Source organism: Leptothoe spongobia TAU-MAC 1115 (assembly GCF_018739885.1).
GTDB lineage: Bacteria > Cyanobacteriota > Cyanobacteriia > Phormidesmidales > Phormidesmidaceae > Leptothoe > Leptothoe spongobia.
The window spans coordinates 22,604-38,840 of record NZ_JADOES010000017.1 but is presented as its reverse complement, the minus strand read 5'-3'; the positions used below and the strand labels follow the sequence as shown (position 1 = coordinate 38,840).

Here is a 16,237-nt window from a genome sequence, read left to right as displayed (position 1 = left end):
TGGTATGCAACGCACCTACAAATCTATATCACTGCAATACATTCAATTTCGACTAGAACGTCTTTAGGCAAACGAGCTACTTCAACACAGGCTCTAGCCGGGGCTGTAGCTTCATCAAAATAAGAGGCATAGACACCATTCATGGTGACAAAATCATTCATGTCCTTTAAAAAAACAGATGTTTTGACCACATTGGCCATGGTGGCTCCAGCTGCAGCTAAAACAGCACTCAGGTTATCAAGACACTGTTTGGTTTGTACTGCCACATCGCCTTCACCAACTAACGCCCCACTACTGGGATCTAACGCCACTTGCCCTGAGGCAAACACCATCTCACCAGAGGCAACAATGGCTTGATTGTAGGGACCAACGGGAGCAGGAGCTTGATCAGTTTGAATAATGCGACGAACCATAATGTGACATCAAGATAACTAGCTTGAGTATTTTACCGGAAGGGTAACAATCTGGATTAGCCTTCCCATATCAACACAAATCATCGCTGACTTAACCAATCAATATCCTGATGACAAAGGATATCGACAAACTATATTGCTATTCCAACTCAAGGTATTTTGACTGAAATTCCAAGGCCGTGAGCAAACGCTATGAATGTTACTTTTTAAACAGATGAGATCAAAAAATTACCCACTTTTGCTCTAAACCATGGCTGACTTTAATCGTGTTACTGAGCTTTATCAAAAGTTTCCTGAGACATTTCGCAGTGTTATCCTCAGCACTGTCAGCACCGATGGGATCCCTCAAGCCAGCTATGCACCTTTCTTGATCGATGGGGATAAAAAAATTTATATATACGTCAGTGGATTGTCAACTCACACGGCTAATCTCAAACAAACCCACCGTGCCAGTGTTCTCTTTATCGAAGACGAAGCCCAAACTCAAGAAATCTTTGCTCGCCGACGCCTAACCTATGAATGTGCTGCCACCTCATTACCTCGGGAAACAACCCAGTGGCAAGGCTTAATTGATCGCTTTGAGCAGCGATTTGGCAAAGTTATTGGTTTGATGAAGGGCCTACCTGACTTTCAAGTGTTTCAACTACAGCCTCAAGCAGGACAATTTGTCATCGGATTCGGAGCGGCCTATCGAGTAAACACGGATGACCTCAACAGCCTGGAGCCCAGACGCCAGAGTTAAGCCTCATCAGTATTTACCAACACTCCATTCAGAAAAATATCTGCCAGCGTTTCTGCCAGCTCTTTCATATCCTGGGGCGAGTTGGCTTCGTCTGCCAGCGTCATTTGACTAAATCCAGCGACAGTAAACATACCCAGAAAAATCCGAGCCACCACCCGAGGATTCATAGAACGATAGGTGCCTCGATCCATGGCAGTTTGAAAAAATGCTTCGGCTACATCTGTCATTTTGGAAATAACTTCAGCCTGCACACGCTCTCGTAATTCTGGATGAAATTGTGCTTCCATAAAGCACACACGCAGCATATCGGTATTGGCAGAGAGATTTAACATGCGCTTACGCATTACCTTACCGATCGCCTTGTAATTGGCCATTTCACTCAGCTCAGTTAGTAGATCGGTAAGTAATTCTACCCACCCTCGAGTAGCAACTTCGATCAAAATCGCTTTTTTGTTTTCAAAGTGTCTAAAGAGAGTGCCTTCGGCCACACCCGCAGCTTGAGCTAAATCTCGGGTGGTTGTTCCCCCATAGCCACGTTTGGCAAATAGTCGTTGGGCCGCCCCAAGAATCTTTTCTTGGGTATCATCTTGGGACGACGTCAACGGTTTAGCAAATTGCATAGAATAGGCCACAGGCACATACTGACGGTTAGAAAGCTGACGTTGTGGAGCCGTCCTACATCAACAACGACAAAGCTAGATTACAGGAATAGCCCCCAAAGCCTTGGAGCTATTGTCTATCGTGAGCCGCGTAATCACACCATTGGTTAACAGAAGCTTACATTCAGCCAGCTACAGATAGCCATTACCAGCGTTTCTGCAGCTGGCCTATAGACCAGGAGTTTAGAGCATTGAAGCAGGGGATTAAACCGGAGCCATTACAGTAGCGTCACAACGAACATGACTGTCTACGACATGACAGGCCGTATCCCCTAGACAAATGCCCATACCCCGAGCTGTTTTGACTAACGTATCCTGAGGATTAACCGCTTGGTATTCAGCAATGGCTTCGGCAATGGGTACATGGACTACCTGGCGGTTTTGCCAGCTCACCATGTGATCGTATTTACCTGCGGCGATCAGGTCTACGGCTTCTACTCCAAAAGCCGTGGCTAATACTCGATCCAAGGGGGAAGGTGTACCCCCTCGTTGCACATGGCCAAGGACCGTGACTCGAGTTTCGGCACTAATGGTCTCGGTAATTTGTTCCGCCAAATATTCGCCAATACCTCCCAGGCGACACTGACCCAGGCGATTCGTTTGGACAACTTTTTCACCCGCCTCAGTACACACAGCCTCTGCCACAATAATAGTGGCAAAGTTACGCTTTATTCCCTTGATCGTTTGGCAAATATTGTCGATGGAGTAAGGAATCTCAGGAATGAGAACGATATCTGCCCCGCCAGCGATACCGGCATTAAGGGCAATGTGTCCAGCGTCCCGTCCCATCACTTCTAAAATCATCACTCGCGAATGACTAGCCGCTGTAAAATGCAGACGATCAAGGGCCTCGGTAGCGATATTCACGGCGGTATCAAAGCCAATGGAGCGTTCGGTGCTGCCCAGATCGTTATCAATGGTTTTGGGAATTCCGACTAAATTTAGTCCCCCCTGCTGAGCCAGACGGCGAAGAATGGCCATACTGCCATCTCCCCCAATTCCAATCATGGCATCTAATCCCAATAGGTGATAGCCTTCAATGATTTCTTGGGAGCGATCGCAAGTGGAGCCATCGGGCAATGGAAAATCAAATGGATTGCCTTTATTAGTAGTACCTAAGACAGTCCCCCCGGCAAGAAGTAAATCATGGGTACTCGACACATCAAACTCCATATATTCGGGAGGACGTGCCATCAAACCTTGAGTAGCCCGAGAAATCCCTAAGACTTCCCAGCCATAGCTATCAGCTCGATGTACCACAGCCCGTAACGCTGCATTGAGCCCGGCACAGTCGCCACCACTTGTAAGTAGGCCAATTCGTTTAATGTCCCGATGCTGTCCCATAGTATTCGTGCTAGCTGTTAAAATCGCGATCCTAAGACTACAGGGTTTGGGCGACACTCACATAGACTCATCTGCTATTCTGAGAAATTATTGACAGGAAGATATAATCCGCAACTTTTTTTGTATATACCGGTTACAAAATTTGTTGCTATATCAAGCTGATTAATCCCCTTGGATTAATCAACCGTCATTGTTCTTAGAAGTCTCCATGACGTCTCTTAGAACAGTGTGGTTGGACAAAATTCAGTGCAATTGCTGATGACAATATCTGGGTTCATTGATGGTTGATTTATCTTTGCCAGAACTTATCAAAGCGCCATCAATCAACTTTAACAAAGGTAGAGCAACAATATTGTTTTAGTAAATGCCTCGTCTCAGACCCGACATTCCTAGTTGAGTCGACTTATAGTCGGCGTAACGGCAAATCAATCCGGAACGCATTGCTACGCGTGTGTTGATTTGTACGTATATCAGGTCATCTTCCGGTTAGGTTCACTAACCCTTGTTAAGAACAATAAGGTTAAGGTTTTTTACTACGGAATACGATGGCAAAAGCCATTTTAGATAAGGTTTTAGGAGCGTTAGTAACATCTGCAGCAGTTGTGGGTACAACTGCACAGTTAGCGACCGCGCAGGTAGAGACTACTCAAGGTTTTGACGGCAGCTTTGCTCCCGACCAATGGGAGCTATTTAATAGCAGTCCTGCATTTATAGGTATAGATAATTCAGAAATTACAATTGAAGGCATTCCCCTAGCTCCTTTTAATGGCTCGGTGGATTTTACGGATGCCCCCGACTCACTGACTCTGCTGGGTAGTAATCAGTCTGAGATTTTAGATGAGTTTGGTTTAGATTGCCAATCGGTAAATCCTTTCTTTCTATTTTTGTGCGAAGGCAGCTTTACAAGTGTTTTTGTGACCGTGCCCGAAGCAAGTATCCTCTCTTTTAACTGGGACTACTCAACAGCTGATATTTCAACGACTGAAAGATTCGGTCCCGCCTTTGATGTATTTGGTTTTTCCATTGGTGACTTGCCTCCCAATGATCCACTTACCAACGGCAGAATGTTTACTGAGTTGATCGATCGTACTGGTCCTGTTGAACAGTCTGGCACCACATCTGTTGAGATTGCTGGAAACCAGGTATTTGGGTTCGAAATTATTACCTCTGATAACCGAAACGGACGAGCGATGGCTACCATCAGCCAGTTTCAGATAACGGTGATTGACGCTACATCAGTACCTGAGTCGGCCTCAGGTGTTGCGATCGCAGCTGCCGTTGGACTCGGTCTACGATTCACTAAACGCTCTCACGCCAAAAAGTAAATCCAGAGGAATACTATTAACCTTAAGTCATCTTCTATAGCAATCCGATGAACAAATTTATCAAATTGTGCCGTCCATAGCGGTTGTTCTTTAATCTATCTAGGGATCACTCATGATCACTGCTGTTGTGAACTATCTGCACAAAACTATAATTTCCTAATTACTCTAACTCTCTATCGCCAACATTCAGAGGCTTAGGAGCCTTGACAATCGCTTCCCCAGTCTCTGAATCAAATAAATGAACATGCTCCACACGGATACCGAGTGTGAGTCTGTCACCTAAACGAGGCACCTTATCTTCTATTCCATTCAGGCGTACTAGCAACATTGTTTCATCAGAGGCGGAGCTATCTAAATCTACAGTGAGATAAGTCTCGCTGCCTAAAGCTTCACTCCGCTGTACAGTCACCGCTAAATTCTTGGGAGCAGGCACTGTACAGCGGAGGTGTTCGGGTCGAATACCTAAAATCAGCGTCTGATTGCTGTAGGGAGCCAAAATCTTTTCCCAATGACTAGGCAGTGTCAGACGAAAGGCTGGGTGAATCAGCGTCAGCGGTGCTTGGATCTGCACCGTGAGAAAGTTCATGGGTGGTGAACCAATAAACGAAGCAACAAACCGATTAGCCGGATAATGATACAACTCTAGAGGAGCGGCAATTTGCTGAATTACTCCCTGGTGCATCACAGCAATCCGGTCTCCCATGGTCATAGCCTCGACCTGATCGTGAGTGACATAAATCGTCGTTGTCCCCAACCGTCGTTGCAGTGAAACAATCTGAGCTCGGGTTTCCGTACGCAGTTTGGCATCCAAATTTGACAGGGGTTCATCCATCAGGAATACCTGCGGATTGCGCGCCATCGCTCGCCCCAAGGCCACACGCTGTTTTTGCCCCCCTGAAAGTTGGCGAGGTAATCGCTTTAGAAGCGGGGTAATTTGCAAAATCTCAGCGATGGTTTTGACTCGTTTGGAGATCGCTTGTTCTCGTGCTGGAAAATAGTGAAAACCGGGGGGCAGGAGTCGCGTCACTCCAAATAAGGCCTGCTGCCAGCGAGTAATCGGCGGCAAATCCCCCGCAGTCCGCCGTAACCCAAAGGCTAAATTGTCGTACACGCTCAGATGCGGATATAGGGCATAGCTCTGAAATACCATGGCCACATCGCGCTGCTTAGGAGGCAGACTATTGACCTGCTGCTGACCGATGGTAATCGTGCCCCCCGTGATGCTTTCTAAACCAGCAATTAGACGTAATAGGGTACTTTTACCACAGCCAGAAGGACCGACAAGCACCATAAACTCGCCGTCTTTCACATTCAGATGAATCCGCTTAAGCACCGTCGATGATTTGGCATCGGACGATTGACGCGGAAATGTTTTGTAAACGTTGTCTATAACAACCTCGGCCACGTTTGGTTCCTAATTTGGTAGCGAGTTCAGTAGCAGGCTGACTAGCTTAAGGGCAATCAAGCTAGTCGTCAGTGCTATCTACAGATACCAGAATATCGGTAATGGTTTCACCACGGGCAGGGGTTAAGATGCGATCGCAAGGCTGACTCCGCCCTTGAACAGGAATACGGTCTATACGCAAACGTGCAGCTCGATCCTGGCTAGTCATCACCGTAAAGTCAGCATCTTTTGGTGCCTCTAGCAATGTCGCCAGGCTATCGCCATTCTGACTAAACTTAAATGACTGCGAACCAATGCCCCCACGGCTACTTCGCTTAATCGCAGCCGCCTGCATCCGCTTGGCATAGCCCTTGGTCGAAACCAGCAACATCTTGCTTTGATTTTGAATCGGCACACAGCCGACAACGGATTCTCCTTTGATCACCCGAATCGCTTGGGTGCCTTGAGAGTTACGACTGGTATCTGGCAACTGATCACGGTCAATGGCAAACCGCAAAAGACGCCCTCCAGATGATGCCAGCATCAAGTCCTGATCTAACTCAGCGATCACCGCATAAGCCAAGTGATCCTCTGGCTTGAGCTTAATCGCGACTAAACCACGAGCTGTAATTGATTCAAACTCCGTCAACGGCAAACGTTTAATTTTGCCTTGGGCAGTCACCAAAATAATCTGCTGCGTCATCACCTCCTCCGTCATCAAAATGGGGGGAAGCACCGCATCCGGATCATTACCAATGGCATCGGGTAACAGGTTAAACAAAGGCTGCCCCTTAGACTGCCGCTGAGCAATGGGTATATCACCAACCATTAGCTGAAAAGCCTTACCATCGCGAGAAAATATCAGCAAATTGTGAGTAGTCCAGGCAAACTCTGTCTGGGTAGTCACGTCATCAAGCTCCGTTAGCTTAGTGGGTAACTCCTCCTGCTTACCCTGCCGTCGCTGATATGCGCGCGGCGATAATCGTCTCGCATATCCTTTACGCGTTAGCTCAACCACGGTTTCTTCTTCCTGGGCCTCAGCCACAAGATTGGCCAATCGCTCTTCTTCAGCAGCCCGTTCGCTAGCCGTTTGCAAACGAGTTCTACGCTCATCGCCAAAGGATTTCCTAAGCTTTCTAAGATCTTTCTTGAGGGCCTTGAGGCGTTCTTTACGATCCGATAGCAAACGCTCCAAGTTATCTTTAATCGTCGATAGCTCATCAAACTCGTTCAGCAGATTTTCTTGCTCTAAACCCACCAAACGCCTTAGGGGCATGGCCAAAATCGCATCAGCCTGACGCTCGCTCAGCTCAAAACGCTCACTAATCTCTACCTTTGCCGATGAACCATCCGGCGCTGCCCGCAGAATTTCAATCACCTCATCAATACTGTCGAGGGCCGTCAACAGACCTTCCACAATATGCAAGCGCCGATCAGTTCTTTCCAGTTCGTTGGTATATTGCCGGACTAAGGTTTCTTCACGAAAATCCAGAAACGACTGCAGCATATGACGCAGGGGCATCTGAATCGGTTGCCCCCCATCCAGCGCCAGCATAATCGCGCCAAAGTTGCTCTGTAGGGGTGTCATCTTGTAGAGGGCGGCCAAAATACTGTGGGGCTGAACCTCCCGCTTTAATTCGATCACCACCCGCATACCGTCGCGATCGCTCTCATCACGAATGTCCGCAATCCCGTCTAGCTTGCCTTGGTTAACCAGATTGGCTACCTTTTCAATCCACCCCGCCTTATTGACCTGATAGGGTAGCTCGGTCACCACAATGGCATTGCGCCGCTGACGCCCCTTACCCGGCTGAATTTCCTCAAAGCTAGCAATTCCCCGCACCGGGATACTGCCACGACCAGTGCGATAGGCATCGTGAATACCCTTAGTTCCTGTAATCTCACCCCCCGTGGGAAAATCTGGACCGGGAATCAGCTTAAACAACGCCTCATCTGATAAAGTAGGCCGATCAATAATGGCAATCAAACCATCAATCACCTCTCCCAAATTGTGGGGCGGAATATTCGTGGCCATACCCACGGCAATTCCAGAGCTGCCATTAAGCAATAAGTTGGGCAGCTGAGCTGGCAATACTGTCGGTTCCTGCTGGGAGCTATCAAAGTTATCAATAAAATCAACAGTGGCTTCGCTGATTTCCCCTAGCAACGACTCATGACTCACAGAAGCTAAGCGAGTTTCGGTATATCGCATAGCCGCCGGGGGATCATTATCCACCGACCCAAAATTGCCATGGCCATCCAACAGCGGATAGCGGCTGGAAAAATCCTGCACCATTCGCACCAGGGCGTCATAAACCGCCTGGTCCCCATGGGGGTGATATTTACCCAGAACATCCCCTACCACACGGGCGCATTTTCGAAAGGGTCGATCGGGGGTCAAACCCAGCTCATGCATGGCATAGAGAATCCGCCGATGCACCGGTTTAAGACCATCGCGCACGTCTGGCAAAGCCCGCCCGACGATAACGCTCATGGCATATTCCAGATATGATCGTTGCACCTCTGTATGAAGAGAAGTGACAACAATTTGCTCATCCGAAAACGCATTTAGCTGATTTGCCATGATTTCGTATCCTTGAAAGCCGCCTTGAAAGCATTAAATAAACTTTGTCCACGCCCAGAACTGCAAGGTTGCCGTCGATAAAACTCTAGGTTTTAACTTGGACGTGGTTTAGCCTTACCAATGCTGTACCTTATACACAAGCGTCATTGATTCGCAATAGTTAGGTTCTAAATCGATCAAGAATTCAATAGACGTGTAAACGCTTGCATGCCCGAGCATTGTTATTGAAACAAGCTCTATCATCTCTGGTCATCACGTCTCCAGACCAATGACCACCACTGGTTATAGTAACTCTGCTGTTTTATCGAAACTGCCTATGAAAACGGTTTTAATCGTTGAAGATGACATGATCAACGCACGCGTTTTCTCAAAGATATTGACCAAGCGCGGTGGCTTAGCGGTCAAGCATACCGAAAATGTAGACGAAGTCATGGAAATTGCCGAAAGCGGCGAAGTTGACGTGATTTTAATGGACGTTTCTCTCTCTCACAGTCTTTATCAAGGGAAACCCGTAGATGGCATTCGCATTACTCAAATGTTGAAAGCTAAGAGCAGCACCGCTGAACTACCCATTATCTTGGTTACTGCCCATGCCATGGACGGCGATCGGGAGAACTTTTTGCAACAAAGTGGCGCTGATGGCTACATTTCAAAACCCATTGTGGATCACCAAAAGTTTGTAGATGACGTCAAAGCCATGATTGGTGAGTAGGTCTGGGAGCAAGTCTGCTCCTGGAGTGTACTCCAACAATCATGGAAAAAGACCTATCTTGAACATTTTTATAATAATTCAAATGTACTACTATTTTTTCAGGTAGTACATTTCTTAATTGCTGGATGATCCAAAGGTTTAGCTTCTGAATAACTATCTATTTTGAGCCAAGTATTCAGAAGTGAAATTAAAATTATCTAGCAAACTTTGTAAAGACAATTCAAGCCTCTAAACGCCTGATCCCGAAATCTAGTCCCCCATCTAAGTCAGCCAGTTTAGATCTTGAGTCGTTAGAAAACCAGTCTTTATTTTCATTTACGGTTCCAAATCCCCCCAAAGACCTGCTGCTGAGGTTTTGGGGCTCTTGGTATCTAATAGCTAGTTGAGACCATCTGCGATATCTGCTGCTGGTCAGTTTTGCGCAGACCTAGCCTAAAGTCCCGCCAGGACTTCCTGTAGCCCTGGCGTCCTAAACATTGCTTCGGTAGCGCTGAGCAAACGAGTCCCCCACAGATTATCCTCCAAGAATTCTAGATCGGCATAGCGGCTATCCCGCTCTAGCGCTTCTGTCGCTGACTCGATGGCAGCAGGGCGATTAATATTGGCAGCATAGCGAGCCGCTGCAATAGCTAGGGTTGGTTCAGGCTCTTCATCGGCCACATCTAGTGACCGTTCCCAATACTCAATGGCTGGCTCAAGCTCACCCATTTCATAAAGCACAAGGCCAATATTATTAATCGCAGGCCAGAAAAGCTCGTCAAAGCTAACAGCTGTTTCATACTGATTAATGGCTTTTTGATAGCGATTGAGCTTGTAATAGGCATTCCCAAGGTCAAAATGAGCTCCAGAATTCCCCGGTTCTAGACCTAATCCCTTCTCTAAGGCATTCGCAGCCTGTAGGTATTTAGCTTCGCTAAAGTAGGCCGAGCCCAAGGTAAACCAAATCGTTGAATCATCACTATCGATGGCTTTTGCACTTTCCAAAGCCATGACAGCAGCGGCACTGTCACCCACTTGTAAATGCAAGCTTCCCATTAGGGCCAGAATTTGTGGATCCTGAGGCGCAAGTTGAGCCGCCAACTGAATCCGAGCTAGGGCCTCGTCATACTGCTGAAACTGCGCTAGCTGAGCCGCCTCCTGAGCCAGGGTGAGTCCCGTTGCTGTCAGCCGCTCTTCGTCCAACGGCAGCGTGTAGGGTAGCAAGGCCTGAGCATCCACAGCGCGGGCCGTCCAACCACACCCCAACAAGGCAAGTAGTGTAGCGAATACAGGACGAGTAAGCCGAGATATAAGCTGATTCATAGGAAATGGGCGGATGGGTAAGATTTGAGGAACAATCAGGTCTTTGGACAGGATTAAAACCCTTTATAAAGATATTCAGGTCAGTAAGCTAGATTATTTTGAGAGCTTCCCTTTAATTTATTTCGTTTACTTAGACTAGTTATCAGTATAGATACACCATTCCCAGGGATAACGAGCAATTTGATAAATTTATGAGAAGCCGTCTCATGACACTTCCCAAGGATTAACGAGCAATTTGATAAATTTGAAAGTCGTCTCATGACGCTTCCCAGAATGGTGAACACATGTCTTAAAATCTCGTTTCAAACTCTAGCAAAACTCGATTGCGATCGTCGAAGTTAGTAGTACCCCGAATTGTAAATTCATCAGTCAGTCGATAGCGCAGGTTAAATTCGGTTGGGGTACTGTCGGTCAAGATTTTGACAAGGGATAGGGTGATGTTATCGGTCACATCAAATCCAATTTCGGTGGCAACATCCAGGGTAGAGCCGCTGTTATCTTCATTGGAAAACCGTGAGGCACCAGTCACTGGAAATAGACGAAACTCACTGAGGTTAAGGGTGGTGCTAATAAAGTCTTGAAGACTATTGAGCAAGGCTCCTCCAAAGAAGTTAAGCACTCCCTGCCCTGACTGTAGGGCCGCCACATAGCTACCACTGAGCAAGTTAATAATTTCTCGTCTGGAGCGGGGTGGAGAACTGGAAAGCTCAATGACAGTATCACTACTATCTGAGATGAATAAACTCTCCAGCAAGTTACTGGCAGAGCCCTGGTAAGTAGCTCGGATCCGAATGGTTTCTATGCCTGCGGTACCCTGGAAAGGATCGAGAGAGGTATCGTCAACCTCAGAGTTAGCAAAGGCTGTTGCCTCGACCACATTACTTTGCTGGGTCTCTGCCACGGATGTACGCAGTCGCAAATCGAGAAACGGATCAGCAATCCCCCGTTCTGGAAAAAATTGCGCAATATTATTGCGTCCGGCTAGACGAAATGTCGTGGTCAGGAGGTTAATTCGCCCAGAACGCAGGCGAATAGTGCCTTCTGGTTGAATAGCCCGAAATGGTCTTAGTGGTCCGGAGATCCGTAAATCACCCTGGGCTACGACATTCAACAAATTGCTCTGCTGAATTTGGATATTTTTCGCCAGGGTGATTTTGAGATTTTCAAATCGGGGGACAAATAGGGGGATCTCCTCGGGTTCTGCCGATGTCGAGGTATTGCCACCTTCAGGCAAAAACAGACGACCGTTGGCAAGTTCGACCACCCCGCCTAGCTGAGGCCCCCCCAGCAGTGGGTTCAGGCTGCCACCGACAACAACCTGGCCGTTAACACCACCGCGATAGATCCCTCGGAGATCCAGGTCAATATCGTCTAAGGTCACCGTTAGTGCCCCAGTGGGATGAACAGGCGCTATCGGGGCAACGCCGTTAATCGCATCTGGATTACTTGGGATCGGTCCAGTGTCATCAGAGACATTTTCATCATTAACCGTTTCCCCCTCGCCCAATGGCTCGGGATCAGCGCCCAAAGCCGCTAGCTCAAAATTTGTGATAATGGGAGGAAAGCCCAGGGGGACAGCTCCAGCAGCTTGCAGTCGACCATTGCCATATTGACCTTGCAACTCTTTGACAATAATTTGATTGCCTTCAAAAACAACCCGTCCAGCAAAATCAGTGAGGGGATCTGGCAGCAAGGGCGATCGCAAAACCGTATCGCGCACATCCATCACTCCGCTGATGGTAGGTTGCCTTAAAGTACCGCCAATATCGAGGGATACCTGCCCGGTACCAGACTCCCAGCTCACCTGGTTGTTTAACACATTGAGTAGGGCTAAGCCATCATCAGCCACATCAAGACTCAAAGCAATGCGATCATCGGCGGGCTTCACCGTCATAAAGTCAAAGGCATAGGGAATGTCACCCACCAGCGTCAGAGGCTGAGTATTATCGACTTGAAGCAACTCACCCAGCAGCAATAAACGAGCATCTTCGTATAAAAATAAGCCTTCTGCTTGGGCAATGGGTTGGTCGTTAATGCGACCATCCGCCAGGATAATATCTCCCCTAACGGTGGGGTTATCTAGACCACCGCTAAAGTTTGCGATCGCATTTAACCGACCATCCAACCCCAAAGGTAGATTAAAAATATCTCGCACTGCCCCCATCGGCAGTTGCTCAGCTACCAGCTGCAAACCAGAGCTATCCTGCTCAACCAGCGACAGATTACCCGCCAAGTTAACAAAGGCCAGTTGCTGATTTCCCTCAGCATCAGGGGGTAAAGCCGTCTCCATGCGCACTGGTTGAAGGGTGAGATTGCCATTAGCCAACTGTCCAATAGCAATCACCCGGTCTGCCACAAACTCCTGCCCCCACATCCAGTTGTCACCATCTAGATCAAACCTGATCTCAGGCAGCTGTTGAGGAGCACCACTAACGCTAACGGTGGCATTAAACCGCCCTTCGAGTAAATCCAAAGGGGGAATGGGATTCTTGGCCTCAGCCAAAGCGACCTGTGCCTGAATCTCCTGAATTTCTGCTAGACGTCGCACCTGCTCAAGTAAGGCAGCCTCAGAATTCCCAGCAGACTGAGTTGCTAAGATCCCAGGAATCGCGTCAGATGGTGGTGGATTCTCCAACCAGGTTGGAGCCTGGAATGTCTGAATTAAATCCTCAAAATCCGTAATGGCAAGTGCCGTCAGTACATCTTTGATATCACCATTTTCTACAACAACATTGGCATTGTAGGCCAGGGTATCCAGCCGCATATTTCCGTTAAAGCGATAGATACTATCCGCAACATCACCTGCTGCACAGTACGTGGGTAAAGGACTCTCGGTCACCAAGCGCTGGGAGCATGTATTAAAAATTAGCTCTCCCTGCTCTACAAAGACTCGTCGATCACGATAGGCAATTTGTCCCGTCAGCTGCTGGGCATTGATATAACCTAACCCTGGCTGCGCAATAAAGACATTCCCCACTAAGGTTTGGCGATTTAGATCCACCACCCATTCTCCCTGGGAGGACAGCGTCCCCTTTAAGCCTCCTCCAAGTCGGTTCACCCCAGGCAATCCCAAAGCCTGCAATGGTAAATTTTGCAAAGTAGCCCGCAGCACATCACCCTCGGTCCGGCCAGATGCCTGCGCCCCTTGCCAGCTAACATCAAAATCTAAATTGCGCGGTGTTTGAAAATTGATGGCAATGCCATCAGTTAATCCACCAGCAACAGGACCACTTTGACCATCCAAATCAACCGTTAGACCTGCCTGAGACTGATAGCTGACGGGGCCCAACAATACCGGATCAAAAGCCACCTGATTCACACCAAACTGCTCCAGGAGCAAGGTGCCATCTAGCCGGGGATCATTGGGTGTGCCCACCAACCGACCATTAAACGAGGCAAAACCATCCACCGGGACAGGACTAGGTAGCAATGCCAATGGATAACGTTTGGCATCCAGATCGAGGGCAAAGCCACGAATTCCCTGAAACTGGTTACCCACCAACTGGGGCGAAACCACCCCTCGTGCGAACAATTGGTCACTACTAGCTTCTTCAATTAGCAATTCTTGCCCCGTCCAGGCAAAACGGCTGTTGAGGGGAGCATCAAAACCAGCCAGCTGGGGCGAAAACCCAGCCAGCCCCGATGAGAATGTCAAATCACCCTGTCCCCGTAGAGCTGCCAATGTCAACGCATCAATGCGTCCGGTCAAACTCACCCGACCACTGGTATCGCCTCGGAGTTGAGAAGCAAACTGACTCAGACCCAGAGCATTGATGTTGGCATCGGTACGCCAGTTGCCGTTAATCAACTCAGCGTCACCCTGGATAGAACCATTCGCTAACTGTAGGCTATAGTTACCCACTGCCAGTAGGTTTGTGAGAGAAGCTGCCTGGATCGGTCCCGCCAACGCCACATCAGCATTGAAATTACCTGGGGGCAACTGGGCCAGCCCCAAGGCCTGAAGATCGATGTTGCTAGCAGCGATGTTGGCCTGCCAGCTATCCCTTTCAACTTTGCCATTACCAGTCAAGGTACCTGCCCCCACCTGTACCAGCGCCTGAGGAATAGACAAACCACCGTTCGCAAAAACGGCTGTGGCCGTTGTCGGATAAACCTGCCCACCATAGGCTAGAGTGGTAGATTGCACATTGATGCGAGTTTGTAGGGTATCAGGTGGTCCGATAATCGTTGCTGTCGCGTCCACGATGCCTAACGTGACCGGCAGCTGCTCAACATCGTAGAGAGCCGCGATCGCATCCCCCGATACATTTGTCGCCTCCGCCTGAAAATTCAGATCCGGTGGTCCCCCCTCCGCCAACTGCGCCAAGTTCAACACCCCCCGACCAGTCACCTGTCCCCCTAGCTCTGGGGCGGCACTCACCTGGGTAACGGTTATCGTATCCAACAGGTTCTCAAGGCGCTCACTGGCCAACACCACCTCGGCATTCACCTCATTCAGCACCACCCGATCCACAATCACCGGACGAGTTGCCACCACATTGGCAGCAAGCTCAGGCTGTAGAATCGGTCCCGTAATCGCGACGTTGCCATCAAAGACACCGCTAAGGGTAAGCGGGGAATCAACCTCGGATTTCGCCAATATCTGTTCGAGATCTACCTCTGTAACTTGGGCAGTCAGGTCATAGTCACCATTCCAGTCAACGGTACCAGTGGCCGTTGCAGCCACCAGCTCGGAGTAGCTGCCCTTAGCGCTATCTACCGTAATGGTGGTGCCCTTAAACCGAGCTGTAATGTCTATATCGTCAATCGTATTGCCCCACTGTCCGGTACTGGGTAACGACGCTATCTGCAGTTGGCCATTGTCAACACTGCCTGCCCCATCCACCGTAATTGGTTGCTCGGGCAAAAAGGAAATGGTCCAATGGCCGCTGACACGACCCGCCGTCGCCGCTATAGGTAAGTTTTGCTGCCCCAGGGTAGGTAGCAAAAAGGCCATGACGGCTTCAGCAGCCACCCCTTCTCCACCAATACCTAATCTGGTTTCCTGCTGGATTGGTCGTTCACGATTACCAGAGGCCACCGGTACCACAGCACCTGTAAATTCTAGGTTGCCGCCCTTTGGGGGTGTGGCGATCGCATCAAATTCTATCCGTTGGCTATCCTGACCGTTCACCTCAACCGGGTCAATTCCCACCGCACCATTCAAATCTGTCAACAACAATGGTGCAAGTGCTGCGCCGTCTGCAGGTAAAGGGACTAAGGTGATCTGGCTATCGACCACCTCAATATCATCCATCCGCACCTTAATCAACGGCTCTTCAGGCGGCGGCTCAAAAGTTGGCACATCAATACCAATCCAGCCTTCTTCTGGATGTTGCTCAATATATCCCGCCGCCCCAACCAGCCTTAAATCGATATCTAGTTCACGATCAAACAGTACCTGCAGTGGGTTAAACCCAACCTCTACCGACTCCGCTGTTGCATAGCTAGGATCAGTATCCGTTGCATTCAATCTTGAAGAACCTACGCGCAAGCTATTCCAAGAAAGTCCTTCTAGCTCTCCCAGCTCCAACTCACGCTCCAATAGAATGGATAACCGCCTTTCCAGCAGCGGGGTCAATCCTTTATTAATAAACAACCAAGCACCGATAAAGGCTGCTGTACCGACGATCAGGGTACCTGCCCCTAGAGTAATGGCTGCAATTTTCCAAAATCGCCGACCTTCAGGAGGTCTATCTGCATTGGGCGAAGGCATGGGGGCATGAAACAACGTTCGCGACTACTCTAACAAACTTCCTTGAAGGATTTTTG

10 protein-coding genes are annotated in these 16,237 nt (G+C 48.7%); 3 read left to right on the top strand and 7 right to left on the bottom strand.

Annotation, left to right across the window (positions count from 1 at the left end):
• Window positions 1-23 precede the first annotated feature (23 nt).
• Window positions 24-413, bottom strand: a complete 390-nt coding sequence (locus IXB50_RS10535) for a RidA family protein (protein ID WP_215608925.1) — start codon at window positions 411-413, stop codon at window positions 24-26.
• Window positions 414-663: 250 nt separating this feature from the next.
• Between IXB50_RS10535 and IXB50_RS10530 the strand changes: the two genes are divergently transcribed.
• Window positions 664-1,155, top strand: a complete 492-nt coding sequence (locus IXB50_RS10530; protein WP_215608924.1) for a HugZ family pyridoxamine 5'-phosphate oxidase — start codon at window positions 664-666, stop codon at window positions 1,153-1,155.
• On the opposite strand, the gene IXB50_RS10525 is transcribed toward IXB50_RS10530, so the two are convergent.
• Window positions 1,152-1,775 carry a TetR/AcrR family transcriptional regulator gene (locus tag IXB50_RS10525; protein ID WP_215608961.1) on the bottom strand — a complete coding sequence of 208 codons (624 nt, stop codon included), beginning with the start codon at window positions 1,773-1,775 and terminating at the stop codon, window positions 1,152-1,154. The two genes, IXB50_RS10530 and IXB50_RS10525, sit on opposite strands and share 4 nt — an antisense overlap.
• A 243-nt stretch (window positions 1,776-2,018) precedes the next feature.
• Window positions 2,019-3,158: an ATP-dependent 6-phosphofructokinase gene (locus IXB50_RS10520; RefSeq protein ID WP_215608923.1), complete on the bottom strand. Its 1,140-nt coding sequence runs from the start codon at window positions 3,156-3,158 to the stop codon at window positions 2,019-2,021.
• 545 nt (window positions 3,159-3,703) lie between these two features.
• On the opposite strand from IXB50_RS10520, the gene IXB50_RS10515 reads away from it, so the two are divergent.
• Window positions 3,704-4,483: a hypothetical protein gene (locus IXB50_RS10515; protein ID WP_215608922.1), complete on the top strand. Its 780-nt coding sequence runs from the start codon at window positions 3,704-3,706 to the stop codon at window positions 4,481-4,483.
• A 160-nt stretch (window positions 4,484-4,643) separates the two neighbouring features.
• Here IXB50_RS10515 and IXB50_RS10510 read toward each other — a convergent pair whose 3' ends face one another.
• Together IXB50_RS10510 and gyrA are read right to left on the bottom strand one after the other, a co-directional pair.
• Complete coding sequence (locus tag IXB50_RS10510; protein ID WP_215608921.1) at window positions 4,644-5,888, bottom strand: ABC transporter ATP-binding protein; 1,245 nt, start codon at window positions 5,886-5,888, stop codon at window positions 4,644-4,646.
• A gap of 61 nt (window positions 5,889-5,949) precedes the next feature.
• A complete protein-coding gene (gene gyrA, locus IXB50_RS10505; protein ID WP_215608920.1) occupies window positions 5,950-8,451 on the bottom strand; it encodes a DNA gyrase subunit A in 2,502 nt (833 codons plus the stop codon).
• Window positions 8,452-8,767: 316 nt separating this feature from the next.
• On the opposite strand from gyrA, the gene IXB50_RS10500 reads away from it, so the two are divergent.
• Window positions 8,768-9,163: a response regulator gene (locus IXB50_RS10500; protein WP_215608919.1), complete on the top strand. Its 396-nt coding sequence runs from the start codon at window positions 8,768-8,770 to the stop codon at window positions 9,161-9,163.
• Window positions 9,164-9,595: 432 nt separating this feature from the next.
• Here IXB50_RS10500 and IXB50_RS10495 read toward each other — a convergent pair whose 3' ends face one another.
• Window positions 9,596-10,465 (bottom strand): tetratricopeptide repeat protein, encoded by an 870-nt coding sequence (locus tag IXB50_RS10495; RefSeq protein ID WP_215608918.1) that lies wholly within the window; start codon window positions 10,463-10,465, stop codon window positions 9,596-9,598.
• Between the two features lie 289 nt (window positions 10,466-10,754).
• Window positions 10,755-16,181: a translocation/assembly module TamB domain-containing protein gene (locus tag IXB50_RS10490; RefSeq protein ID WP_215608917.1), complete on the bottom strand. Its 5,427-nt coding sequence runs from the start codon at window positions 16,179-16,181 to the stop codon at window positions 10,755-10,757.
• Between the last annotated feature and the right edge of the window lie 56 nt (window positions 16,182-16,237).